Origin of the sequence: uncultured Roseovarius sp. (genome assembly GCF_947259555.1) — a bacterium.
GTDB lineage: Bacteria > Pseudomonadota > Alphaproteobacteria > Rhodobacterales > Rhodobacteraceae > Roseovarius.
Genome location: NZ_CAMYMD010000007.1, coordinates 1 through 22,020, shown reverse-complemented (window position 1 = coordinate 22,020; position 22,020 = coordinate 1). Strand labels below are relative to the sequence as shown.

Sequence of the window (22,020 nt, the reverse complement as noted above, 5' to 3'; positions counted from 1 at the left end):
TTATGCCAGCCAAACACTCCCGCGTTTTCAATGGCTTGAAACGTTGCAAAAGCGCCCGCCCGAGGGGGCGGTCGGGCGCTGCGCGGCGGTGCCTGCGGCACCTTGATTCCGCGCATTGGTGCTGCACTCCAACGGCAGCTTCAGGCCAAAACTCCCGCCCTTTGCTTTGCTCCCCGCCGCGCCTAGATTGCTGCGCATGCGCACCTTGCCCGCCCCCCTCGATCACTGGTTCGCCGCCTGCGGCTGGCAGCTGCACCCGCATCAGGCCGAGATGCTGGCGCGCGCCGATGACCCCGCGACGCTGCTCATTGCACCCACCGGCGGCGGCAAGACGCTGGCCGGGTTCCTGCCGACGCTGGCCGATCTGGCGCAGGGCGATCACGCCGGTCTGCACACCCTCTATATCTCGCCGCTCAAGGCGCTGGCGGCGGATATCCGGCGCAATCTCACGCGTCCGGTCGAGGAAATGGGCCTGCCCGTGCGCGTCGAGGATCGCACCGGCGACACCTCCTCGCACACCAAACGCCGCCAACGCGCCGACCCGCCGCATATCCTGCTCACCACCCCCGAGAGCCTTGCGCTGCTGACCTCCTACGAGGACGCGCCGCGCATCTTTGCCGGGCTGAAACGCGTGGTGGTGGACGAGGTGCACAGCCTGGCCGAATCGAAACGCGGCGATCAATTGATGCTGGCGCTCTCACGCCTGCAGGCGCTTTGCCCCGAGATGCGCCGCGTCGGGCTATCGGCGACGGTGGAAGACCCGCCCGCACTCGCCCGCTTCATGGCGCATCGCGACCATCCCTGCGACATCCTGCACGCCGATCCCGGTCCCGACCCCGATATCGCCATGCTGGAAACGGCCGAGGCGCCGCCGTGGTCCGGGGGCGGGGCCGCCTACGCGATCCCCGCAGTGCTCGATCAGGTGCGCGGCCACAAGACCACGCTGATCTTTCACAACACCCGCGCGCAGGCCGAGATCTTCTTTCACAACCTCTGGCTCGCCAACGAGGACGCGCTTCCCATCGGCATCCATCACGGCAGCCTTGACCGCGCGCAGCGCGAGCGGGTCGAGGGCGCGATGGTGCGCGGCGAATTGCGCGCCGTGGTCTGCACCGGCAGCCTCGATCTGGGGCTCGACTGGGGCGATGTCGATCTGGTCATTCAGGTCGGCGCGCCGAAGAACGTCAAACGCCTGGTGCAGCGGATCGGGCGGGCCAATCACCGCTACAACGCCCCCTCCAAGGCGCTCCTGGTGCCCGCCAACCGGTTCGAGGTGGTGGAATGTCTGGCCGCATTGCAGGCCGTCAAGGATCGCGATCTCGATGGCGAGCCACGCGGCCCGGGTCCGCGTGACGTGCTCTGCCAGCATATCCTGATCCGCGCCTGCGCCGGGGCCTTTGAGGCCGACACGCTTTATGCCGAAGCGGCCTCCGCCGGCGCCTATGCCACGCTCACCCGCGACGAATTCGACGCCTGTCTGGAGTTTTGCGCCACCGGGGGCTATGCGCTCCGGGCCTACGACCAATGGCAACGGCTGAAGCAACGCCCCGACGGCCTCTGGCAATTGCGAGACCCGCGCGCCGCGCGCCTCATAAGAATGAATATCGGCACGATTCAGGACACCGATACGCTCAAAGTGCGGATGCGCCGGGCACGCGGCGGCAAACCCCTGGGCGAGATCGAGGAAGGCTTTGCCGCCTCGCTCAGCCCCGGCGACACCTTCCTGATCGGCGGGCAGATCGTGCGCTTCGAATCCATGCGCGAAATGGTCGTCGAGGTCAGCCGCGACCCCGGGCGCACGCCCAAGATCGCCACCTTCATGGGCACCAAGTTCGCCACCTCGACGCAACTCTCGGAGCGCATTCTCGCGATCCTCAATCAACCCGACTGGCCCGACCTGCCCACCCATATCCGCAACTGGCTGGAGTTGCAGCGCACGCTTTCGGACATGCCGCAGGCGGGCCGCCTCCTGATCGAGAGCTTTCCGCATGACGGGCGCGAGCATGTCTGCATCTACGGCTTTGCCGGGCGCAACGCGATGCAGACGCTCGGCCTGCTGGTCACCAAACGCATGGAGGAAGAGGGCCTCGCCCCCCTGGGCTTCGTGTCGACCGATTACGCGACGCTGATCTGGGGGCTGGAGCCGCTGACCGATGCCGCCCCGATCTTTGCCCGCGACGCCCTGCGCGACGGGCTTGAAAGCTGGCTGATGGGCAACGCGGTGATGAAACGCACCTTCCGCGCCTCGGCCACCATCGCCGGGCTCATTCAGCGCAACAGCCCGCAGGCGCGCAAAAACGGGCGGCAAACCACGATGTCGTCCGATATCCTCTATGACACGCTGGTGAAATACGACCCCGGCCACCTGCTGCTGGACATCACGCAGTCCGAGGCGATGCGCGGGCTGGTCGATTTCGGCCGCATCGAAGAGATGCTGGACCGCATCAACGGCCGCATCACCCTGCGCCGCCTCACGCGCGTCAGCCCGCTTGCCGCGCCGCTCTTTCTGGAGGCCGGTCGCACCCCGGTCGAGGGTGCCGCACAAGAGCGCCTCCTCGCCGAGGAAAGCGCGCGGCTGATGCAGGCGGCGGGGCTGGTCCCGGTCGATCAGGCAGGATGACCGGCCTTGCCATTCCGCGCGGGCCGGGCCACCAATGCAGCATGGATGGTTACAGGTTTACCCTTGCCGGCGCTGCGCTTACGGCCCTGCCCTCGGGCGCGCTCTACTGGGAGGCGCGCAACCTGCTTTGCGTGTCGGACCTGCACTTCGGCAAATCCGAACGCCGCGCGCGATTGGGAGAGCCCCCCCTGCCCCCCTACGAGACGCGCGACACGCTGACTCGACTGGAGGCCGATATGCGCCGCACCGGCGCGGCCACGGTGATCTGCCTGGGCGACAGTTTCGACGACAGCGCCGCCGCCCATGCCCTGCCCGAGGCCGAAAAGCTTTGGATCGCCAAGCTGCAAGCCGGGCGTCGATGGGTCTGGATCGAGGGCAATCACGATCCCGGCCCGGTAGATCTGGGCGGCGCGCATATGACAGAGCTGCCCAACCCGCCGCTCTGCTTTCGCCACATCGCGCGGGCCGGGCAATCGGGCGAGGTGTCGGGCCATTACCACCCCAAGGCGCGGCTCGCCCTACGCGGCCGCAGCCTCAGCCGCCCGGCCTTCCTGATTGACAGCGACCGGGTGATCCTGCCCGCCTACGGCACCTATACCGGCGGGCTGTGGAGCGATGACGCGGCCTTTGCCGGGCTGATGCGCGACGAGGCGCTCGCCGTGCTCACCGGCCCCATGCTGCACGCGGTGCCGATGCCGCGCTGAACCGACCGCGATCAGGATGGCTCGATCAAACCCGCCTCTGCGAGCCGTGGTCGGTACTTGCGGCTAACCGGCACCCTGTCGCCGTTCCGCAGGACAACGAACATCTTGCCCCCGCCCTCGCGCGCGACGTGGCTTATGGCTGACATCGTCACCCAATGCGACCGGTGCGTGCACAGCCCCTTGACGGGCTCCATCTCCTCAATTGCGTCGGCCAGTCTGAGGCGCAGGTTCTCGACACCCGCAGTTGTGGCGACCTCGACAAAATGGTCGCTCGCGGACAGCCTCAGGACCTCGGCATCAGAGTGGGTGGACAGACGGCGATGGATGCGCGGGAGCGGCGCCGACTCAGGGTTCTCTCCCGGCCGCAGATAGGCTCGTGGCGTCTCTGCGCCGATCTGCCGCCGCAGAACAAATATTCCGAAGACGATCAGAAACGTGTTCAATGTAGTGCTTGCCATACTGAGATGGGAATGGGCCAACATCGGGTCCATCCAGCCGCGCAGCCCCCAGATAAACGGGCCCAGAAAGACGGCGACAAGAAGGCCCGCACCGATATCGAACAGCAAGGGCATGCGCGGACCAAGAAGCGCGCGCATCGTGGCGCGCGCGCTGAATCCCAGCACAAGCCCCACCGATATCACGACGCTCCAGTAGACAAGGCGGTTCGGCCACATCATCGTATCATATGTCCCGAACGGCCCCGCGATAACCGCAGTTCCAAGGCTGACGGCCCAGATGAAAACTGTCACAGACGTAAACAGTGCCGAGAACGTCTCGACATGATGATATCGTAACTCAGACCATTTCAACTCAACACCCTTGCCCGTTATCGCTATACGTGCGCTTATCATTGAGATACCCCATTTCCAACCTTTCACCGCTGACTGAGGTAACAATACCGTCACCAAAACAGGGCTGCTAAACAATGGGAAATCAACGTAAATTATCCCCTGATATCGAAAGATCCATTCGCGACAGCTTTGCCGCGCAGTCCATGATGGCAACGCTTGGGGCCACCCTCGCGACGGTCTCGGAGGGGCTGGTCAGCATAGAGGCCCCGATACTGCCCGGCAGTCGCCAGCAGCATGGTTTTGCCCATGCGGGTCTGACCTTTGCACTTGGCGACAGCGCGGCGGGATATGCCGCGCTCAGCGTCATGCCGCACGGCGTGGAGGTCCTGACCACGGAGATGAAGATCAACCTGCTTGCCCCGGCGCGCGGCCCGCGTCTGATTGCCCGGGGTCGGGTGATCAAACCGGGGCGGCGTCTGGTCATCGTGCAGGCAGATGTGTATGCGCAGGATGACAGCGTGGAAACCCACGTCGCACTCCTGACCGGCACGATGATCCCGGTCTGAGCCCGCGTTTTCAAGGGGGCGTTGCGTTGAGGCAAACGCCAATCGTATCGCCTTTTCCGATCGAACATGACAAAAAGACACATCCGACCCGACCCAGCCCGATCCACAGCCCAAAGACCCCGATGAGCACGCATCTGACACCCGCCATTCTGCTCCAAGCCTACGCGTCGGGTGTCTTTCCCATGTCCGAGCATCGCGACGATCCAGAGGTTTTCTGGGTCGATCCCCATCAACGCGGCATCCTGCCACTGGATGGGTTTCACATATCACGGTCGCTCGCACGACGGATGCGCCGGGGCGGGTATCTCGCCACGCTGGATCAGGATTTCGAGGCGGTTCTGAATGGCTGCGCCAGCCGCCCCGACACATGGATAAACCCGTCCATCCACGAGGCGTATATGGCGCTCCATCGCCTGGGCTACGGCCATTCGCTCGAAATCTGGCAGGATGGGCAGCTTGCGGGCGGGGTCTATGGCGTGGCGCTCAGGGGGGCATTCTTTGGCGAGAGCATGTTCTCACACCGCACGGACGCGTCAAAACTGGCGCTCGCCCACCTGATCGACCATCTCGCAAAATGCGGCTTCACACTGTTTGACGCACAGTTCATTACGCCGCATCTGGCGCGCCTCGGTGCGCGCGAGATTTCCCGTGACCAGTACCGGGCGCTGCTAAGAGACGCGCTCGACACCGAGGTGACGATAACCGACAGGCGCTTCAACGGCGACCCGGTTCAGATATTGCAGCGCAGCACCCAGACATCATAGCGCGGATGCTCCAGCGCGTTGAGCGCCGGTGACGAGGCCAGCATCCAGCCAGAAAACACCTCGCGTCCGCGTTCGCGCTCGCTGATCGTCACAAAGGCATATGCGTCGCCTTCCGGGTTTTCCTGTGGATACCGGCATTCGCCAAGGCGCACCGTCAGCCCGCCAAACTCCGTCGCCTCGCCATTCGCAAGCTCGATGTCTTGTGCCTGACCGTTGACCTTGTCGAGCCCGCGCAGCACCGCCCCTTGCCCAACTGCCGCCTGCTCCTGTGCGGTTCCCGCGGTGGCCGCAAGACACACCCAGAGGCTCAGGCCAAGCGCCGCCCTCATTGCGTGGCCTCGTCCTCGCCGCCGGATACGAATTTCATCAGGAGCGAGACCAGGCTCACCGACCCTTGGGTGAATTCTATCTCATCGCCGGGCTCGAAATAAAACGGCGAGCCGCCCGGCATGATCTCGACATAGTTGCCGCCCAGCAGGCCCTCGGATGAAATCGCCACCGCGCTGTCATCCGGCACGTCGATGCCTTCGCCGACGGTAAAGACCGTGGTCGCGCGATAGGTGCCCGGGTCCAGGGTGATATCGGTCACACGGCCCACTTTCACACCGGCCAGCCGCACATCGGTGCCGATGCTGACACCGTCGGCGCTGCGAAAGCTGGCGTTCAGCGTGTATTCATCGCCGCCGCGCGTCATGCCCGTCGTCTTTCCCGCATAAAAGAGAAAGCCCACAGCCACGGCCAGGACAACCCCACCGACCAGAACTTCGGTTTTGCTTTCAGACATGTGCCGCGCCTTTATTCCGGGGTCCAGGCTTCGTAGTCGCGCCGCTCCACCGGTTCGGGCCGCCGGATCGAGCCCGCGGGCGCATAGGCCAGCGGCGTGCCGGTCAGGTTCTCGCTATGCGGCTTTTCCCAGCTTTTGTGCTTGAGCGGGCGGTCGGTGGGTGGCTCCTTGTAGGTGTGGTGCAGCCAGCCATGCCAGTCGGGATCGACGCGGCTTGCTTCCGCCTCGCCGTTGAAGATCACCCACCGGCGCTTGCCGTCATGGGTGCGGTAAAAGCTGTTGCCCTGCGCGTCCTCTCCCACCTTGACGCCCTTGCGCCAGGTGTAGAGTTGCGTATTGAGCGTCTGCCCGTTCCACCAGGTCACGGCGCGCAAAAGCGTGTTGAGAATACCCATCAGACCCTCCGGTGTTATCCTCACCCGATATGGCGGATTTGGCGGCAAAGGTCCAGTGCCGCTTTGACCCGGCCCGCGCCTTACGTCGTTGCCCGCTCCACACCCTCGGCCAGCGCGGCGCGGAGTTTCCTCTCCAGCGCGACCCGTTTGCTCTCGGAGTGGAACTTGAGGCCGAACATGTCCTTGACATAGAACGTATCCACCACCTGCTCGCCAAAGGTCGCGATGACGGCAGAGGCGATATAGACGTTCGACGCCGCCAGCGTGCGCGTCAGATCGTAGAGCAGGCCAGGGCGGTCACGTGTATCGACCTCGATGATCGTGTAGATCTCCGATCCCTCGTTATCAAAGGTGATATGCGTCGGCACGCGAAACGCGCGCTCGCGCTTCTTGAGCTTGTCGCGGGACTTGATCGCCTCTCGGGGCACAACCTCGCCCTTGAGGGTCTTCTGAATCATCTGGCGCAGGCGCGGCAGGCGGTCCGCCTCGAACGGGTGACCATCGGCATCCTGTATCCAGAAGACGGCGGTCGCAAAGCCATCCTTTGACGTATAGGTCCGCGCATCGACGACATTGGCCCCGACGAGCGCCAACGCCCCCGCAAGCCGCGAGAAAATGCCGGGGTGATCGGCCAGCGCAAAACAGGCGCGTGTCGCGTCCCGATCCTCGTCAATCGCCAGATCAATGGCAATCTCGTCCTCTTGCAGGCCGCGCAGGAGCCGCGCAAACACAATATGTGCGGTGACATGCAGGCCCTGCCAATAGGGCGCGTAATGGCGCGAGGTCTCTTGCTTGAGCGCACGCGCGTCCCAATCCGGCAACGCCTCGCGCAGGTTGCGCTTGGCGTCAGAGCCGCGCTGCTCGCGGTTGAGGTCCTCAAGCCCGCCTTCCATCGCGCGGCGGGTCTGTCGGTAGAGCGCACGCAAGAGCGACGCCTTCCAGTTGTTCCATGTGCCGGGCCCCACGCCGCGAATATCGCAGACGGTGAGCAGCAACAGCAGGTCGAGCCGCTCCCGGGTCTGCACCGCCTTGGCGAAATCGCGCACCGTGCGCGGATCGGCAATATCACGTTTCTGCGCCATGTCCGACATCAGCAGGTGATAGCGCACCAGCCATTCCAGCGTATCCACCTCGCGCGGCTTGAGCCCGAGGCGCGGACCAACCCGGCGCGCGATCCGGGCGCCGAGGATCGAATGATCCTCTTCCCGCCCCTTGCCGATATCGTGCATCAGCAGCGCCACGTAGAGCACCCGGCGGTTGATCCCCTCCTTGAGGATCGAGGAGGAGACCGGCAGCTCTTCGATCAGTTCCCGGCGCTCGATCTGCGCCAGATGCGAGATGCATTGGATGATATGCTCGTCGACCGTGTAGTGATGATACATGTTGAATTGCATCATGGCGACAATCGGTTCGAATTCGGGGATGAACGCCGACAGCACACCCAGCTCGTTCATCCGGCGCAACGCGCGCTCGGGGTTGCCGTGGCGCAGCAGCAGATCAAGAAAGAGCTTGGCCGCGCGCGGATCGCTGCGCATGTTGGTGTCAATCAGATGCAGGTTCGCGGTGACCAGCAGCATGGCGTCGGGATGAATCAGAAGCCCGGTGCGCAACCCCTCTTCAAACAGCCGCAGCAGGTTGAGCGGATCAGACAGAAACTCCGCCTCGTCGGCAATGGCAAGCCGGCCACGGACCTTGATATAGCCGTCCTTGAGCTTCTTGCGCCGCCGCAGAAGCCGCTGCAAGAGCGGCTCTGATTTGATCTGCGACGCCTCAAGCTTGGTCAGGAAAATACGCGTCAGATCCCCCACCGACGTGGCATGCCGGAAATAATCCTGCATGAAGATCTCGACACCCCGCCGGGCGGCCGTGTCTATGTACCCCATCCGCAAGGCGACCTCGACCTGCATGTCGAATGTCAGCTGATCGTTGGGGCGATTGGTGATCAGGTGCAGATGGCAACGCACGGCCCAGAGAAAGTTTTCCGCCTTGGCAAAGGTGCTGAATTCCTCGGGGGTGAACATCCCCAGCGCCACCAGCTCGCTCACATCCCGGACCCGGTGCAGATACTTGGCGATCCAGAACAGCGATTGCAGGTCACGCAATCCGCCCTTGCCCTCCTTCACGTTGGGCTCGACCATATAGCGCTCGCCCTGTTTTTCGTGCCGCGCGTCGCGCTCCTCGAGCTTGGCTTCGGTAAAGTCGCGCTCGGTCCCGGCAAACAGGTCATCCCAGAGACGCTGATTGAGCTTCTCGCCCAGCGCCACCTCGCCCGCAAGAAAACGGTTCTCCAACAGCGCGGTGCGGATCGTGTAATCATCGGCCCCGAGCCTCAGACAATCCCGGATCGTCCGGCTGGCATGGCCGACCTTCAACCGCAGGTCCCACAGGATATAGAGCATGCTCTCGATCACGCTCTCCGCCCAGGGCGTGATCTTGTAGGGCGTGAGAAAGAGCAGGTCGACATCCGAATGCGGTGCCATTTCACCCCGCCCATAGCCGCCGACCGCGAACACCGCAATCCTCTCGGAATCGGTCGGATTGGGCAACGGGTGCATGGCGCGCGTCGCCACATCGAGCGTCGTGAGGATCACGCTGTCGGTCAGCCAGCAATAGGCCCGCGTCGTCGCACGGGCCTCGAATGGCCGCTCCGCAAACGCCTGCGCGATCGCCTCGCGCCCCTGTGTCATATGGCTCGAAATGGTCTTGACCACCGACCGCCGCAGCGCCGTCATGTCTGCGCCGCAGTCCGCAATCGCGGCATTGATCTCGGCCGCCACCGCAGCACTGTCGAAAATAGTGTCGGCCGGGCAAATCAGATCCTCCCGGCCAATGCTGAGCTCTGTCATGTCACGCGTTTCGCACCTTGATCAGCGGGATATCCGATGCGGCGCTCAAAACCCGGCCCCGGAAAAGCTCTGCGGGGCTGGCGACAGGACTGTGACCTGCTTGTCGCGGATCGTCGCGACCGCGAGTCCGCGCTCGTTGCTGCCGTCGGGCCGCAACCGGAATACACCGCTTCCGCCCTGAAAACCGGCGGATTGGGTCAGCGAGGCGCGCCCAAGCGCCTCTCGATTGCCGGTCTTGACCAGCGCCCCGATGGCCGCGATCCCGTCATAGGCCAAGCTGGCGATCGGATGCGGGGCATTGCCATGAGCCCCCTGAAAGCGCGAGACGAATTGCGAGGCGCGTGCCGGATCGGGTAGTGCGAACCATCCGCCCTGAACACCGGGCAGCTCCAGCGTCTGCGGCGGCGTGTCCCACCGCGACAGGCCGATATACTGGAGACGATCCGGACCAAGCCCGTTCTCCGGCAGCATCTGCGAAAAGAGCGGCAGGGCCCCCGCCGAATTCGATGTCAGGAAAATGGCATCCACGGCATTCGTCTCGACCGCCGTCTTGATCGACGGAATCGCCCCGATCACGCCGTTTTGTGAGAATTCATAGCCAACGCTGCCCGCGAGGGTCGCGCCCTGATTGCGCACCGCCTGTTCGATCGCCGACCGCCCCAGTCGCCCGGCGAGATTGTCGGAATAGACCGCCATGATGCGCGACTTGCCCTGTCGTGTGGCAAACCCCGCCAATCGGTTGGCGGTATTCTGAAAGGTCTGACCGAGAATGAACAGATTGCCGCCCGCAATGGTCGGGTTGTTGGAAAAGGCCAGCACGTTGACGTTGCGATCAGCCACGGCAACCGCAACCGCATTGGCCGATTCGGCATGCAATGGGCCGACGATGATTCGCGCGCCATCGGCCACGGCGTTGAGGGCCGCCTGCTGCGCCTGCGGGGCCTGCCCGGCCGTGCCATAGACCCGCAAATCTATCTGCACGCCGGAGAGATCGGAAACCGCAAGCCGTGCGGCATTCTCGAGGTCCCGCGCCAGTTGCTGCTCCTGCGCACTGGACGTGCCATGCGGCACCAAAAGCGCGACCGGCACGGCTGCGGACGTCGTCGAGCCACCGCCTCCCGTGTTGGAGACCGAGACCGGCTGACAGGCGGCCAGCCACAGCACGGCGAATAGCGCAACCAGACGGGTGAACAGCTTGCGGATCGTTTGTAAAACGGCGAACATGACGAAATCTCACTCCCTTTTTGCGCTTTGCCTCGGGCCAGACGCGATTGCGGGCAATCATAACCGTCATATGGAGCGGGTCCAGTGGTGAATCCCGACAAGCAGAAACTGGCCACGGGTCTTTACCTGATTGCGACGCCCATCGGCGCGGCGCGTGACATTACCCTGCGGGCGCTCGACATTCTGGCGTCGGCAGATCTGCTGGTGGCCGAGGACACGCGCAGCCTGAGGCGGTTGATGGATATTCACGGCATCGGGCTGGAGGACCGCAAGGTCCTTCCCTACCACGATCACAACGGCGCGCGCATGCGCCCGCGTATCCTTGCGGCGCTCGGTGCGGGACAGTCCGTAGTCTATGCCTCCGAGGCGGGCACGCCGATGGTGGCCGATCCCGGGTTCGATCTGGGCCGTGCTGCGGTGGCCGAAGGGTTTGCATTGATCTCGGCGCCGGGTCCGTCGGCGGTGATCACGGCGCTGACGCTATCGGGCCTGCCCACCGACCGGTTCCTGTTCGCGGGCTTCCTGCCGAACACATCCGGCAAACGCAAGACGGCCCTGGCTGAACTGGCGCCGGTGCCCGCGACACTGGTGTTTTACGAATCACCCAAGCGCGTCGCAGCGATGTTGCGCGATGCGGCACAGGTGCTGGGAGATACGCGCCCGGCGGCGCTCTGCCGCGAAATCACCAAGAAATTCGAGGAAGTCCGGCACGGAACATTGGCCGAACTGGCAGAGGGCTGCGCCAATGCGGCACCAAAGGGCGAGATCGTCGTCGTGATCGGGCGGCCGGATTCAGGGAATGTTAAGGAAGTCGATATAGACGGAACGTTACGGGATGCGTTGTCGCGGCTTTCGGTGCGTGACGCGTCGGACGCGGTCGCCGCAGAGTTGGGCGTGCCGCGACGCAGGATCTATCAGCGCGCGCTGGTCCTCGCGGCAGAGCATGAAGGAGGCGGGAAATGAGCCAGTTGAGTTTCGATTTCGAGACCCGTCAGCCCCCTCGGGCGGCGATCAGGAGCGGCCGCGGCGCACGCGGCCTGCGCGCCTACCTGTCGGGATGCGCCGCAGAGGATGCGGCTTTGCGGGCCTATCAGGCGCGCGGTGCCCGACTATTGGAGCGGCGTTGGCGTGGTACGAGCGGCGAGATCGACCTGATCCTGCGCGACCCCGAGAGCTATGTGTTCTGCGAGGTTAAAAAGGCGACCAGCTTTGACATTGCGTTGCAGCGCATTCGTCAGGGCCAGGTGCAGCGCATCTTCTCGGCGGCATCGGAATACCTCGGTCATACGCCCGAGGGGCAGCTCGCGCCGGTGCGGTTCGACCTTGTATTGGTGAACGGCATGGGCGATCTGCGACTGATGGAAAACGCCCTCGGGCATTTCTGAATTGCACCTCTGCGCGGCATGGCGCATGTAAGTGGCGGATCGCAACAGGGGGCCGCCCATGAAAATCGCCTTTCAGATGGACCCGATCGGGCCGATCGACATCAATGCCGACAGCACGTTCCGCCTCGCCGAGGAGGCGCAGGCGCGGGGGTACGAGCTGTTCTACTACACGCCCGAACGGCTCTCCTATGATGACGGGCGAGTGACCGCGCGGGGCTGGCCACTGAGCGTGCAGCGCGTTGTGGGCGATCATTTTTCGCTCGGCCCGGAACAGACCGTCGATCTGGGCGAGTTCGACGTGGTGTGGCTGCGGCAGGACCCCCCCTTTGACATGTTCTATATCACCACCACGCATCTGTTGCAGCGGCTGAGCCCCGGCACACTGGTGGTCAATGATCCGTTCTGGGTGCGCAATTTCCCCGAGAAGCTGTTGATCCTCGATTTCCCGGACCTGATGCCGCCGACCACCATTGCGCGCGATATCGAGACGATCAAGGCGTTCCGCGCGCGCCATGGCGACGTGATCCTCAAGCCGCTCTACGGCAATGGCGGGGCGGGGGTGTTCCACCTGCCGGAGGCCGATCGCAACCTTGCCAGCCTGCACGAGATGTTCACCGGGTTCAGCCGCGAGCCGCTGATCGTGCAGACATACCTGCCCGCGGTGAGCAAAGGTGACAAGCGGGTGATCCTCGTTGACGGGGAGCCGGTCGGCGCGATCAACCGGGTGCCTGCGCAGGGCGAGACGCGATCGAACATGCATGTCGGCGGGCGCGCCGAAAAGGTCGAGATGACCGCCCGCGACCGCGAGATTTGCGACCGGATCGGGCCGCTCTTGCGCGACAAGGGACAGGTGTTCGTCGGCATCGACGTGATCGGCGATTACCTCACCGAGATCAACGTGACCTCGCCCACCGGCTTGCAGGAGCTGGAGCGGTTCGACGGGACCAATGGCGCCGGTCTGATCTGGGACGCAATCGAGGCGCGGCGGGCATGAGCTGGCAGCTGTCGCTCCTCAACCGGCACCTGCGCTGGTTCGAAAAGCCCGCGCTGGCGCGGTTGCCGGTCGGGCGGTTGCGGCGCTCGTTCGAGATCAAGTCGAAGATCTATTTTCACGCGCCTCGGGGGAGTGTCTATCGGCGGGCGCGTTTGGCAGATGTGCCGGTGCAATGGGCGCAGGCGCGCGATGCCGGGGACGGACCGGTGATTCTCTACCTGCATGGCGGGGCCTATGTGTTTGGCTCGTCCGACACGCATCGGGCGATGCTGGCAAAGCTCTCGGCGCTGACCGGGCTGCGCGCCTGCCTGCCGGATTATCGCCTCGCGCCCGAGCATGCGTTTCCCGCACAGATTGACGATGCTCTGGCCTGTTACCGGACGCTCAGGGCCCAACACGAGGTGATCATCGGGGGTGACAGCGCGGGCGGCGCGCTGGCGCTGGCGCTCTTGCACGAGATACTGGCGCAAGGGATCGCGCCGCCGAAGGGCGTCTTTGCCCTGTCGCCGCTTGCCGACATGACGTTCTCGGGCGCGTCGATCACCGAAAATGCCGCGCGTGATGTGGTGCTGTCACCCGGGCGTATCGAAGAGATGCGCGGAATGTTCCTGGCCGGACAGTCCCCGGAAGATCCGCGCGCCTCGCCGCTGCGCGGACACTTCAAGGGCGCGCCACCCGTCTGGATGGCGGTGGGCGATACCGAAATCCTGCGCGATGACGCGGTACGGATGCACGAGGCCCTCGAGACGCAGGGCGTGCGCAGCGTATTGCAGGTCAAACACGATCACCCGCATGTCTGGCCGCTCTTCCACAATGTCCTGCCCGAGGCCAAGGCGACGCTGCACGATCTGTCGGAGTGGATCAGCTCTCTTTGAGCGCCGCGATTCGAAAGCTCACAGCCTCGGCGATATGCGGCTGACGCACGCGGGCAGAGCCGTCGAGATCGGCGATCGTGCGCGCCACGCGCAACACCCGGTGATAGCCGCGCGCCGTCAGGCCAAAGCGGCTCGCGACACGATTGATCAGCGCACGCCCCTCGGCATCGGGCGCGGCAATCTCGTCAAGCATCTCGCCTTCGGCATCGGCATTGAGCCGCATGTGCCCATGACCGGCAAAGCGGGCCGCCTGCACCTCGCGGGCAGCGGCCACACGGGTGGCGACGCTGGCAGAGGTCTCGCCCGTAGATGGCAGATCGAGATCCGAGAACGCGACGGGCGGCACCTCGACGCGCAGATCAAAGCGGTCCATCAACGGACCGGAAATCCGCCCCATGTAATCCTCGCCACAGACCGGCGCGCGCGAGCAGGCGCGCGCCGGGTCTGAAAGATAGCCGCATTTGCAGGGATTGGCCGCCGCCACCAGCATGAAAAGACAGGGATATTTTACATGTGCGTTGGCCCGGGCGACCATGACAGTGCCGCTTTCGATCGGTTGACGAAGGGTCTCCAGCACCGTGCGGGGAAACTCGGGAAATTCATCCATGAACAGCACGCCATTATGCGCGAGGCTGATTTCGCCCGGTTTGGCGCTGCGCCCGCCCCCGACGATGGCCGCCATGGACGCCGTGTGGTGGGGCTCGCGAAACGGCCTCGCGCGGTTGATCCCGCCCTCGGTCAGCAGGCCCGCAAGCGAGTGGATCATCGAGGTCTCAAGCGCCTCGGGGGCACTGAGAGGCGGCAGGATACCCGGCAGCCGCGCGGCCAGCATGGATTTGCCGGATCCCGGCGTTCCAATCATCATCAGGTGGTGACGGCCCGCCGCGGCGATCTCCAGCGCGCGCTTGGCGCGTTCCTGCCCTTTGACATCGCGCAGGTCACGGCCCGCAGGAGAGGCGATCACCTCGCCGGGGCCCGAGGCTGGTATCAGGGCCTGCCCGGTATAGTGGCGCACGACATCCGCAAGCGAGGCGGCGCCGATCACTTGCACGGCATCGACCCAGGCCGCCTCGGCTCCGGACGCGCGCGGGCACAGCAGGGTCCGGTTTTCCTCGGCCGCCGCCATCGCGGCGGGCAGTGCGCCGATCACCGGGATGAGCGTGCCGTCGAGCGACAACTCACCAAGCGCCGTGGTGCCCTCGGCGGCATCATGCGGAATGATCTCGAGCGCCGCAAGCAGCGCAAGAGCGATTGGCAAGTCAAAATGGCTGCCCTCCTTGGGCATGTCCGCAGGCGACAGATTGACAGTGATCCGTTTGGACGGAAGTGCGATCGCCATGGAGGAGAGCGCGGCGCGCACCCGGTCGCGCGCCTCGGACACCGCCTTGTCCGGCAAGCCGACGAGCGAGAAGGCCGGTACGCCCGGGGTCACGGCGCATTGCACTTCGACCGGTCGTGCCTCGACCCCTTCAAAAGCCACGGTATAGGCACGTGCGACCATCCGGTTTCCTGTTGTTGAGCTATGGTTAATGCCTAGCCCGGCATGCCTTTAGGAATGGTTAACGACTGCGGCCGCATGAGCGTCGGCGAATTCGGCCTCGCACCCGCGCGACAACTCTCTTATAACCGCGGCGAAACATGCGGGGAGTCGCTGCCATGACCGGAGAATTGTCGCCCATCGACAAGGCCAAGTTCGTTGCCGCCAAACGCTCTGTCGATTTCGTCGAGGACGGCATGCGCGTCGGCCTTGGCACCGGATCGACAGCGGCCTGGATGGTGCGCTGCCTGGGCGAAATGGTGCGCGAGGACGGATTGCGGATCAAGGGCGTGCCGACCTCCACCCGCACCGCCGAACTGGCCCGTGAGGTGGGCATCGAGGTGATCAGCCTCGACGAGGCCAAGTGGCTCGACGTGACGATTGACGGCGCCGATGAATTCGACGCCAATCTCAACCTGATCAAGGGCGGTGGCGGCGCGCTCTTGCAGGAAAAGATCGTGGCAACGGCGAGCGATCAGATGGTGGTGATCGCCGATATCGGCAAGGAGGTCGAGGCGCTTGGCGCCTTCCCCCTGCCGGTCGAGATGATCCCGTTCGGCTGGCAGACCACCAAGTCGCTGGTCGAGGAACTGCTCATAAACATGGATGTGCTGGGCCGCGATGCGACGCTCAGGATGAACGGCGACCGGCCCTTCATCACCGATGAGGGCAATTATATCGTCGATTTGCATCTGGGCCGCATCGGCAACGCGCACCAACTGTCGATGGCGCTCAACCAGATGCCGGGGGTGGTCGAGAATGGCCTCTTTCTCGATATCTGCGACGTGGTGATCCTCGGCTATGGCGACGGCCGTGTCGAGACCCGCGATATCAACGAGGGCACGGTCGAGGAAGACCGGCTCGATTTCGTCGAGAACGACAATCTTTTCACCGATCTGAACGACTGATACGGGGGACGCGCATGGCATTCGACTACGATCTTTTCGTGATTGGCGGCGGCTCCGGCGGGGTGCGCGCGGCACGTGTCGCCGCACAGGGCGGGGCACGCGTCGCGCTGGCCGAAGAGGACCGCTATGGCGGAACCTGCGTCATTCGCGGCTGCGTGCCGAAAAAGCTGATGGTCTTTGCATCCGAGTATCGGGGCGCCATGGCCGACGCGCAGTCCTATGGCTGGACGGTGCATGCGGGCGGTTTCGACTGGGACGCGTTCAAGACCAAGCTCCATGCCGAGCTGGACCGGCTCGAAGGGGTCTATCGCGGCATCCTGCGCAACAACGATGTCGAGAGTTTTGACACCCGCGCCCGACTGCTGGACCCCCACACGGTCGAACTGGCCGACGGCACCCGGCTGAGCGCCAAGCATATCCTGATCGCCACCGGCGGACGCCCGGTCAAGCCCGATCTGCCGGGGGCCGAGCACGCGATCACCTCGAACGACATCTTTCATCTCGACACCCTGCCCAAGTCGGTCCTGATCATCGGCGGCGGCTATATCGCCTGCGAATTTGCCTGCATTCTCAATGGCCTTGGCGTGCAGGTGACACAGTTTTATCGCGGCGCGCAAATCCTGCGCGGCTTTGACGGCGAGGCGCGCGGCCTTGTGTCGGACGAGATGATCGCCTCGGGCGTCAATCTGCATCTGGGCACCAATATCGAGGCGATGGAGCCCACAGAGGGCGGTTATCGCGTCACCGCCACCAATGGCACCGAGGCCACGTTTGAGCAGGTGATGTTCGCCACCGGGCGCGCCCCCAATACCGAGGATCTGGGGCTGGAGGCCGCCGGTGTCGCCACGGGCCGCAAGGGCGAGATCGTGGTCGATGAGTACAGCCAGACCGGGGTGCCCTCGGTCTATGCCATCGGCGATGTGACCGACCGGGTGAACCTTACACCGGTGGCGATCCGCGAGGGCATGGCCTTTGTCGAGACAGTGTTCAACGGCAACCCGACGCCGGTCGATCACGATCTGATCCCGACCGCCATCTTCACCCAGCCCGAGATGGGCACCGTGGGCCTGAGCGAGGAAGCGGCACGCGAACAGGAACCCGTCGAAATCTACGCAACGTCGTTCAAACCGATGCAAACGGCATTTGCCGACCGTGCTGACCGTGTTCTCATGAAACTGATCATAAGCCAGAAAACCCGCAAGGTTCTGGGCTGTCATATCGTCGCGCCCGGCGCGGGCGAGATGATCCAGTTGGCGGGCATCGCGGTCAAGATGGGTGCCACCAAAGAGGATTTCGACCGCACCGTGGCGGTGCACCCGACCATGTCGGAAGAACTTGTAACGATGAAAACGCCTGTCCGCACGGCTTGATTTTTCGCCTGTGCTGCACAGGTAGAACACAAAGCTGTAAACGGCTGGGACAACAAGGGAAGAGAAACGTATGGCTGGAAATTCTGGCGGCCCCTGGGGCGGCGGCGGCAATTCGGGCGGCGGCAACGGCGGCGACCGTGGCCCCAACAAGGGCGGAGGGCGGCGCCCTCCTGAAGGCGGCTCGCAAATGCCCGAGATCGACGATCTGGTGCGCAAGGGTCAGGACCAGCTTCGCGTGCTGATGGGCGGTCGCGGTGGCGGCTCGAACGGCACCGGCGGCGGTGGCGGCCAAGGCCCGCAATTCGGCAAGGGCACCATAGGTCTGGCCGCACTGGGTGCCGTGGCGCTTTGGGTGTTCGCGAGCATGTACACGGTCAAGCCCGAAGAGCAATCGGTCGAATTGTTCCTCGGTGAGTATTACAAAACCGGCAATCCCGGTCTGAACTTTGCGCCCTGGCCTTTGGTGTCCTACGAAATCGTCAACGTTACGTCAGAGCGAACCGAGGCGATCGGGCAGCGTCAGACACGCGGCAACGAAGGGCTGATGCTGACCACGGACGCCAATATCGTCGACATCAACTTTCAGGTGGTCTGGAATATCTCCGATCCGGCCAAGCTCCTGTTCAACATCCGTGACCCGCAACTGACCGTGCAGGCGGCATCCGAATCCGTCATGCGCGAGATCATCGCGGCCTCGAACCTCGCACCGATCCTCAACCGGGATCGTGGCATCATCGCCGATACCGCGATGGAGGATATTCAGGCGACAATGGACGAATATGACAGCGGCATCCGGATCGTTCGTGTCAACCTCGACAAGGCCGACCCCCCGCGCGAGGTGATCGACGCCTTCCGCGAGGTGCAGGCCGCCGAACAGGAGCGCGACCGCCTGCAACGTCAGGCCGACGCCTATGCCAACCGCGTGCTGGCCGAGGCCCGCGGTGAGGCCGCGCAGACGCTGGAAGAGGCCGAAGGCTACCGCGCCCGCGTCGTCAACGAGGCGGAAGGTGACGCAAGCCGCTTCACCTCGGTTCTGACCGAATATACCAAGGCGCCCGAAGTCACGCGCAAACGCCTCTACCTCGAAACCATGGAGCGGGTGCTTGGCGACATCGACAAGACGATCCTGGATCAGGCGATCGTCGGCTCCGAGGGCGGCAACGGCGTGGTGCCGTATCTGCCGCTGAACGAGCTGCGTCGTAACAGCAACACCAGCACCAATCAGGGGAACTGAGATCATGGGCAAGACGAAATTTTTCATTCCGTTCCTCGTCGTGGTCGTCTTCCTCGGCCTGTCGTCGATTTTCGTGGTGGACGAGCGCGAAAAGGCGCTGGTGCTGCAATTCGGCCAGATCAAGGCCGTCAAGGAAGAGCCGGGGCTGGCGTTCAAGATCCCCTTCATCCAGGAGGTCGTGCGCTATGACGACCGGATCCTGTCGCTCGACACCGACACGATCGAGGTCACGCCGTCGGATGACCGCCGCCTCGTGGTCGACGCCTTCGCGCGCTACCGGATTCAGGACGTCGTTCAATTCCGTCAGGCTGTCGGCATTGGCGGGCTTGGTGTCGCCGAGGACCGGTTGTCGTCCGTTCTCAACGCGCAGATCCGCGAGGTTCTGGGTGCCGATCAGGTCACGTCCGACACCATTCTCTCCGAAAACCGCCGCGAGTTGATGCGCCGCATCCAGAGACAGTCGCAGATCAGTGCGCAGGGTCTTGGCCTCGACGTGGTCGACGTGCGCCTCAAGCAGACCAACCTGCCAGAGCAGAACCTTGACGCCACCTTCGCCCGGATGCGTGCCGAGCGCGAGCGCGAGGCCGCCGACGAGATCGCCCGTGGTAACGAGGCGGCACAGCGCGTCCGCGCCCTCGCCGACCGGACCGTGACCGAGACGCTCTCGGACGCGGAACGCGAGGCGCAGGTCGTCCGAGGCGAGGCCGACGCCGAGCGCAACGCGATCTTCGCCGAAGCGTTTGGCGCGGATCAGGAATTCTTTGCGTTCTATCGGTCCTTGGAGGCCTACGAAAAATCGCTCAAGGGTGAAAACTCGTCAATGGTCATGACCCCGGACAGCGAGTTCTTCGACTACCTGCGTTCGGCCAATCCGGACCAATGATCGAAACCGCGCTTCTGGCCCTCGGGCTGGTGCTGATCGTGGAGGGGCTGGTCTACGCGCTGGCCCCTTCGCTTATCGACCAGATGCTTGTCGCCCTTGCCGCCCTGCCGCCCGAGGCCCGGCGGCTGATGGGGCTTCTGGCTCTCGTGCTTGGCCTCGTCCTTGTTTGGGCGGCCAAGACGCTTGGCGCTTGATTTCCACAGGATCAGGCGTTCACATGAACGTGACAACATGCTGAGCCCTTGGCGATCCGAAACAGGGCACCTACATTCCACACCGAGGGCGACGCGCTGACAGCGTCCCGTTTTAAACGAACCAAAGGAGATATTCGCGTGAACCTCGCATCGATTTCCGCAACTAGACCCATGGCGCAACAGCTGCATAAGCTGTGGCTGATGGCGCTCGTGGTGGGCCTGCTTCTGGCACAGGCGGTGGCAGCTCAGGCCCGCCCGGACAGCTTTGCCGGTCTGGCCGAAAAGATCAGCCCGGCGGTGGTCAACATCACCACATCCACCACCGTGGCGCAGGGCACCGGCCCCTCGCCCATCGTCCCCGAAGGCTCGCCCTTCGAAGATTTCTTCGAGCAATTCCGTGACCGTCAGGGCGAGGGCAACCGCCCCCGGCGTTCGTCGGCGCTCGGCTCTGGTTTTGTGATTTCCGAAGATGGCTTTGTGGTCACCAACAACCACGTGATCGAGAGCGCGGACGAAATCGTGATCGAGTTTTTCTCGGGCGACGAATTGCCGGCCGAGGTGATCGGCACCGACCCCAAGACCGACATCGCGCTGCTCAAGGTCAAGGCCGACAAGCCCCTGCCCTTCGTCAGCTTCGGCGATAGCGACACGGCCCGCGTCGGCGATTGGGTGCTCGCCATGGGCAACCCGCTCGGTCAGGGCTTTTCCCTGTCGGCGGGTATTGTCTCGGCCCGCAACCGCGCGCTGAGCGGCACCTATGACGATTACATCCAGACCGACGCCGCGATCAACCGTGGCAATTCCGGTGGCCCGCTCTTCAATCTCGACGGGCAGGTCGTCGGCGTCAACACCGCCATCCTCAGCCCGACAGGCGGCTCGATCGGGATCGGCTTTTCCATGGCCTCCAACGTGGTCAAGCGCGTGATCGACCAGCTTCAGGAATATGGCGAGACGCGGCGCGGCTGGCTCGGTGTGCGCATTCAGGACGTCACCGACGATGTCGCCGAGGCGATGGGTCTCGACGCCGCCAAGGGCGCCCTGGTGACGGATGTCCCCGAAGGACCGGCAGCAGAGGCCGGTATGCTGGCGGGTGACGTCATCACGTCCTTCGATGGCAAAGAAGTCCAGGATACGCGCGAGCTGGTGCGCCAGGTCGGCAACACCGCCGTCGGCAAAGCGGTCCGCGTCGTGGTCTTCCGCGATGGCAAGACCACCACGCTCAAGGTCACACTGGGCCGCCGCGAAGAGGCCGAGGGCGCAATCCCCGCCGCACAGCCCGGAAGCGACCCGGACGAGCCGACGGAGAAATCCATGCTCGGCCTGACCCTGAGCCCGCTGAACGAGGAGCTGCGCGGCCAGCTTGATCTCGACGACAGTGCCTCGGGTCTGGTGGTCACAGATATCGACGACCTCTCGGAGGCCTATGAAAAAGGCATTCGGGCGGGCGATCTGATCACCGAAGCCGGTCAGCAGAAGATCGCGAGCATCAGCGATCTCGACGACCGGATCGCCGAGGCAAAGGAGGCGGGCCGCAAATCCCTGCTGCTGCTCGTGCGCCGCGCCGGAGAGCCCCGCTTTGTTGCCTTGTCTCTCGAAGACGACAAGTAACAAACCACACGCAGACCGATCAAAAGGCACCCTCACCGGGGGTGCCTTTTGCAATAAATGATGCAGCTCAGAGCTGAGAGCCGTTCAGGACAACACGATGACAAAGAACCCGCTTCCGAAGATCTCTTCGGGAGTTGGACGCGATGAATTTCGGCTGTGCGGACGAAGTTGCTCTTGGTGAAAGCAGGGATCAAGGTCGGCCATTGGCCTTGCGCTGCCGTTGCCGTGAGCCGCGCCATTGCCAGGCCGCGGGCTGGCGATCTAACGATCTTTCAGTGCACTTTATATCTGCCAAATCCGAAAAACTCTAATTGGCGCGCTGACTTAGACAAATCGCC

21 protein-coding genes are annotated in these 22,020 nt (G+C 64.1%); 14 read left to right on the top strand and 7 right to left on the bottom strand.

Annotated elements, in window-relative coordinates; translation table 11 throughout:
• The first annotated feature begins 196 nt into the window (after positions 1-196).
• Together Q0X85_RS00880 and pdeM are read left to right on the top strand one after the other, a co-directional pair.
• Entirely contained in the window at positions 197-2,620 is a 2,424-nt protein-coding gene (locus tag Q0X85_RS00880; RefSeq protein ID WP_297767730.1) for a ligase-associated DNA damage response DEXH box helicase, read from the top strand.
• A 41-nt stretch (positions 2,621-2,661) separates the two neighbouring features.
• On the top strand, positions 2,662-3,324 hold the full coding sequence (gene pdeM, locus Q0X85_RS00875; RefSeq protein WP_297767728.1) for a ligase-associated DNA damage response endonuclease PdeM: 663 nt from the start codon (positions 2,662-2,664) through the stop codon (positions 3,322-3,324).
• 11 nt (positions 3,325-3,335) lie between these two features.
• On the opposite strand, the gene Q0X85_RS00870 is transcribed toward pdeM, so the two are convergent.
• Positions 3,336-4,001, bottom strand: coding sequence for a LytTR family DNA-binding domain-containing protein (locus tag Q0X85_RS00870; protein ID WP_297767727.1), 666 nt, complete (start codon positions 3,999-4,001; stop codon positions 3,336-3,338).
• A 248-nt stretch (positions 4,002-4,249) separates the two neighbouring features.
• On the opposite strand from Q0X85_RS00870, the gene Q0X85_RS00865 reads away from it, so the two are divergent.
• Positions 4,250-4,681 carry a PaaI family thioesterase gene (locus tag Q0X85_RS00865; RefSeq protein WP_297767726.1) on the top strand — a complete coding sequence of 144 codons (432 nt, stop codon included), beginning with the start codon at positions 4,250-4,252 and terminating at the stop codon, positions 4,679-4,681.
• Positions 4,682-4,803: 122 nt separating this feature from the next.
• Positions 4,804-5,445: a leucyl/phenylalanyl-tRNA--protein transferase gene (gene aat, locus Q0X85_RS00860; protein WP_297767724.1), complete on the top strand. Its 642-nt coding sequence runs from the start codon at positions 4,804-4,806 to the stop codon at positions 5,443-5,445.
• Here the strand turns inward: aat and Q0X85_RS00855 are convergent.
• The 5 genes from Q0X85_RS00855 to Q0X85_RS00835 form a co-directional block, all read right to left on the bottom strand.
• Positions 5,412-5,774, bottom strand: a complete 363-nt coding sequence (locus Q0X85_RS00855) for a DUF2155 domain-containing protein (RefSeq protein ID WP_297767721.1) — start codon at positions 5,772-5,774, stop codon at positions 5,412-5,414. The two genes, aat and Q0X85_RS00855, sit on opposite strands and share 34 nt — an antisense overlap.
• Entirely contained in the window at positions 5,771-6,229 is a 459-nt protein-coding gene (gene mlaD / locus Q0X85_RS00850) for an outer membrane lipid asymmetry maintenance protein MlaD (RefSeq protein ID WP_297767719.1), read from the bottom strand. The genes Q0X85_RS00855 and mlaD overlap by 4 nt, the downstream gene beginning before the upstream one ends.
• An 11-nt stretch (positions 6,230-6,240) precedes the next feature.
• Positions 6,241-6,624, bottom strand: coding sequence for an NADH:ubiquinone oxidoreductase subunit NDUFA12 (locus Q0X85_RS00845; protein WP_297767717.1), 384 nt, complete (start codon positions 6,622-6,624; stop codon positions 6,241-6,243).
• A gap of 80 nt (positions 6,625-6,704) precedes the next feature.
• Entirely contained in the window at positions 6,705-9,470 is a 2,766-nt protein-coding gene (locus tag Q0X85_RS00840) for a [protein-PII] uridylyltransferase (RefSeq protein ID WP_297767714.1), read from the bottom strand.
• Positions 9,471-9,515: 45 nt separating this feature from the next.
• Complete coding sequence (locus Q0X85_RS00835; protein WP_297767712.1) at positions 9,516-10,694, bottom strand: penicillin-binding protein activator; 1,179 nt, start codon at positions 10,692-10,694, stop codon at positions 9,516-9,518.
• A gap of 84 nt (positions 10,695-10,778) precedes the next feature.
• Here Q0X85_RS00835 and rsmI point away from each other — a divergent pair, with 84 nt between their 5' ends.
• Genes rsmI through Q0X85_RS00815 form a run of 4 tightly spaced genes read left to right on the top strand, consistent with a single transcriptional unit; the run spans position 10,779 to position 13,948 of the window.
• On the top strand, positions 10,779-11,657 hold the full coding sequence (gene rsmI, locus Q0X85_RS00830; RefSeq protein WP_297767709.1) for a 16S rRNA (cytidine(1402)-2'-O)-methyltransferase: 879 nt from the start codon (positions 10,779-10,781) through the stop codon (positions 11,655-11,657).
• Positions 11,654-12,079 carry a YraN family protein gene (locus Q0X85_RS00825; RefSeq protein WP_297767706.1) on the top strand — a complete coding sequence of 142 codons (426 nt, stop codon included), beginning with the start codon at positions 11,654-11,656 and terminating at the stop codon, positions 12,077-12,079. Before rsmI ends, Q0X85_RS00825 begins: the two co-directional genes overlap by 4 nt.
• Before the next feature lie 58 nt (positions 12,080-12,137).
• Positions 12,138-13,073 (top strand): glutathione synthase, encoded by a 936-nt coding sequence (gshB, locus tag Q0X85_RS00820; protein WP_297767703.1) that lies wholly within the window; start codon positions 12,138-12,140, stop codon positions 13,071-13,073.
• Positions 13,070-13,948: an alpha/beta hydrolase gene (locus Q0X85_RS00815; RefSeq protein ID WP_297767700.1), complete on the top strand. Its 879-nt coding sequence runs from the start codon at positions 13,070-13,072 to the stop codon at positions 13,946-13,948. The genes gshB and Q0X85_RS00815 overlap by 4 nt, the downstream gene beginning before the upstream one ends.
• On the opposite strand, the gene Q0X85_RS00810 is transcribed toward Q0X85_RS00815, so the two are convergent.
• Entirely contained in the window at positions 13,935-15,449 is a 1,515-nt protein-coding gene (locus Q0X85_RS00810; protein ID WP_297767697.1) for a YifB family Mg chelatase-like AAA ATPase, read from the bottom strand. The two genes, Q0X85_RS00815 and Q0X85_RS00810, sit on opposite strands and share 14 nt — an antisense overlap.
• 155 nt (positions 15,450-15,604) lie before the next feature.
• On the opposite strand from Q0X85_RS00810, the gene rpiA reads away from it, so the two are divergent.
• From rpiA to Q0X85_RS00780, 6 genes are all read left to right on the top strand, one after another.
• On the top strand, positions 15,605-16,393 hold the full coding sequence (rpiA, locus tag Q0X85_RS00805) for a ribose-5-phosphate isomerase RpiA (protein WP_297767695.1): 789 nt from the start codon (positions 15,605-15,607) through the stop codon (positions 16,391-16,393).
• A 14-nt stretch (positions 16,394-16,407) separates the two neighbouring features.
• Entirely contained in the window at positions 16,408-17,763 is a 1,356-nt protein-coding gene (gor, locus tag Q0X85_RS00800; protein ID WP_297767692.1) for a glutathione-disulfide reductase, read from the top strand.
• 70 nt (positions 17,764-17,833) lie between these two features.
• Positions 17,834-18,997: an FtsH protease activity modulator HflK gene (hflK, locus tag Q0X85_RS00795; protein WP_297767689.1), complete on the top strand. Its 1,164-nt coding sequence runs from the start codon at positions 17,834-17,836 to the stop codon at positions 18,995-18,997.
• Positions 18,998-19,001: 4 nt separating this feature from the next.
• The gene (locus Q0X85_RS00790; RefSeq protein WP_297767686.1) at positions 19,002-19,880 is read left to right on the top strand and encodes a protease modulator HflC; all 879 of its coding nucleotides are present in this window, start codon (positions 19,002-19,004) and stop codon (positions 19,878-19,880) included.
• Entirely contained in the window at positions 19,877-20,074 is a 198-nt protein-coding gene (locus Q0X85_RS00785; RefSeq protein WP_297767683.1) for a DUF2065 domain-containing protein, read from the top strand. Before Q0X85_RS00790 ends, Q0X85_RS00785 begins: the two co-directional genes overlap by 4 nt.
• A 171-nt stretch (positions 20,075-20,245) precedes the next feature.
• The gene (locus tag Q0X85_RS00780) at positions 20,246-21,682 is read left to right on the top strand and encodes a DegQ family serine endoprotease (RefSeq protein ID WP_297767680.1); all 1,437 of its coding nucleotides are present in this window, start codon (positions 20,246-20,248) and stop codon (positions 21,680-21,682) included.
• Positions 21,683-22,020 lie beyond the last annotated feature (338 nt).

Excerpts from the sequence above, each read along its gene's own strand:
- Q0X85_RS00880 (WP_297767730.1), top strand. The coding sequence starts at position 197 with ATGCGCACCTTGCCCGCCCCCCTCGATCACTGGTTCGCCGCCTGCGGC.
- pdeM (WP_297767728.1), top strand. The coding sequence starts at position 2,662 with ATGGATGGTTACAGGTTTACCCTTGCCGGCGCTGCGCTTACGGCCCTG.
- Q0X85_RS00870 (WP_297767727.1), bottom strand. The coding sequence starts at position 4,001 with ATGATGTGGCCGAACCGCCTTGTCTACTGGAGCGTCGTGATATCGGTG.
- Q0X85_RS00865 (WP_297767726.1), top strand. The coding sequence starts at position 4,250 with ATGGGAAATCAACGTAAATTATCCCCTGATATCGAAAGATCCATTCGC.
- aat (WP_297767724.1), top strand. The coding sequence starts at position 4,804 with ATGAGCACGCATCTGACACCCGCCATTCTGCTCCAAGCCTACGCGTCG.
- Q0X85_RS00855 (WP_297767721.1), bottom strand. The coding sequence starts at position 5,774 with ATGAGGGCGGCGCTTGGCCTGAGCCTCTGGGTGTGTCTTGCGGCCACC.
- mlaD (WP_297767719.1), bottom strand. The coding sequence starts at position 6,229 with ATGTCTGAAAGCAAAACCGAAGTTCTGGTCGGTGGGGTTGTCCTGGCC.
- Q0X85_RS00845 (WP_297767717.1), bottom strand. The coding sequence starts at position 6,624 with ATGGGTATTCTCAACACGCTTTTGCGCGCCGTGACCTGGTGGAACGGG.
- Q0X85_RS00840 (WP_297767714.1), bottom strand. The coding sequence starts at position 9,470 with ATGACAGAGCTCAGCATTGGCCGGGAGGATCTGATTTGCCCGGCCGAC.
- Q0X85_RS00835 (WP_297767712.1), bottom strand. The coding sequence starts at position 10,694 with ATGTTCGCCGTTTTACAAACGATCCGCAAGCTGTTCACCCGTCTGGTT.
- Q0X85_RS00825 (WP_297767706.1), top strand. The coding sequence starts at position 11,654 with ATGAGCCAGTTGAGTTTCGATTTCGAGACCCGTCAGCCCCCTCGGGCG.
- gshB (WP_297767703.1), top strand. The coding sequence starts at position 12,138 with ATGAAAATCGCCTTTCAGATGGACCCGATCGGGCCGATCGACATCAAT.
- Q0X85_RS00815 (WP_297767700.1), top strand. The coding sequence starts at position 13,070 with ATGAGCTGGCAGCTGTCGCTCCTCAACCGGCACCTGCGCTGGTTCGAA.
- Q0X85_RS00810 (WP_297767697.1), bottom strand. The coding sequence starts at position 15,449 with ATGGTCGCACGTGCCTATACCGTGGCTTTTGAAGGGGTCGAGGCACGA.
- rpiA (WP_297767695.1), top strand. The coding sequence starts at position 15,605 with ATGACCGGAGAATTGTCGCCCATCGACAAGGCCAAGTTCGTTGCCGCC.
- gor (WP_297767692.1), top strand. The coding sequence starts at position 16,408 with ATGGCATTCGACTACGATCTTTTCGTGATTGGCGGCGGCTCCGGCGGG.
- hflK (WP_297767689.1), top strand. The coding sequence starts at position 17,834 with ATGGCTGGAAATTCTGGCGGCCCCTGGGGCGGCGGCGGCAATTCGGGC.
- Q0X85_RS00790 (WP_297767686.1), top strand. The coding sequence starts at position 19,002 with ATGGGCAAGACGAAATTTTTCATTCCGTTCCTCGTCGTGGTCGTCTTC.
- Q0X85_RS00785 (WP_297767683.1), top strand. The coding sequence starts at position 19,877 with ATGATCGAAACCGCGCTTCTGGCCCTCGGGCTGGTGCTGATCGTGGAG.
- Q0X85_RS00780 (WP_297767680.1), top strand. The coding sequence starts at position 20,246 with ATGGCGCAACAGCTGCATAAGCTGTGGCTGATGGCGCTCGTGGTGGGC.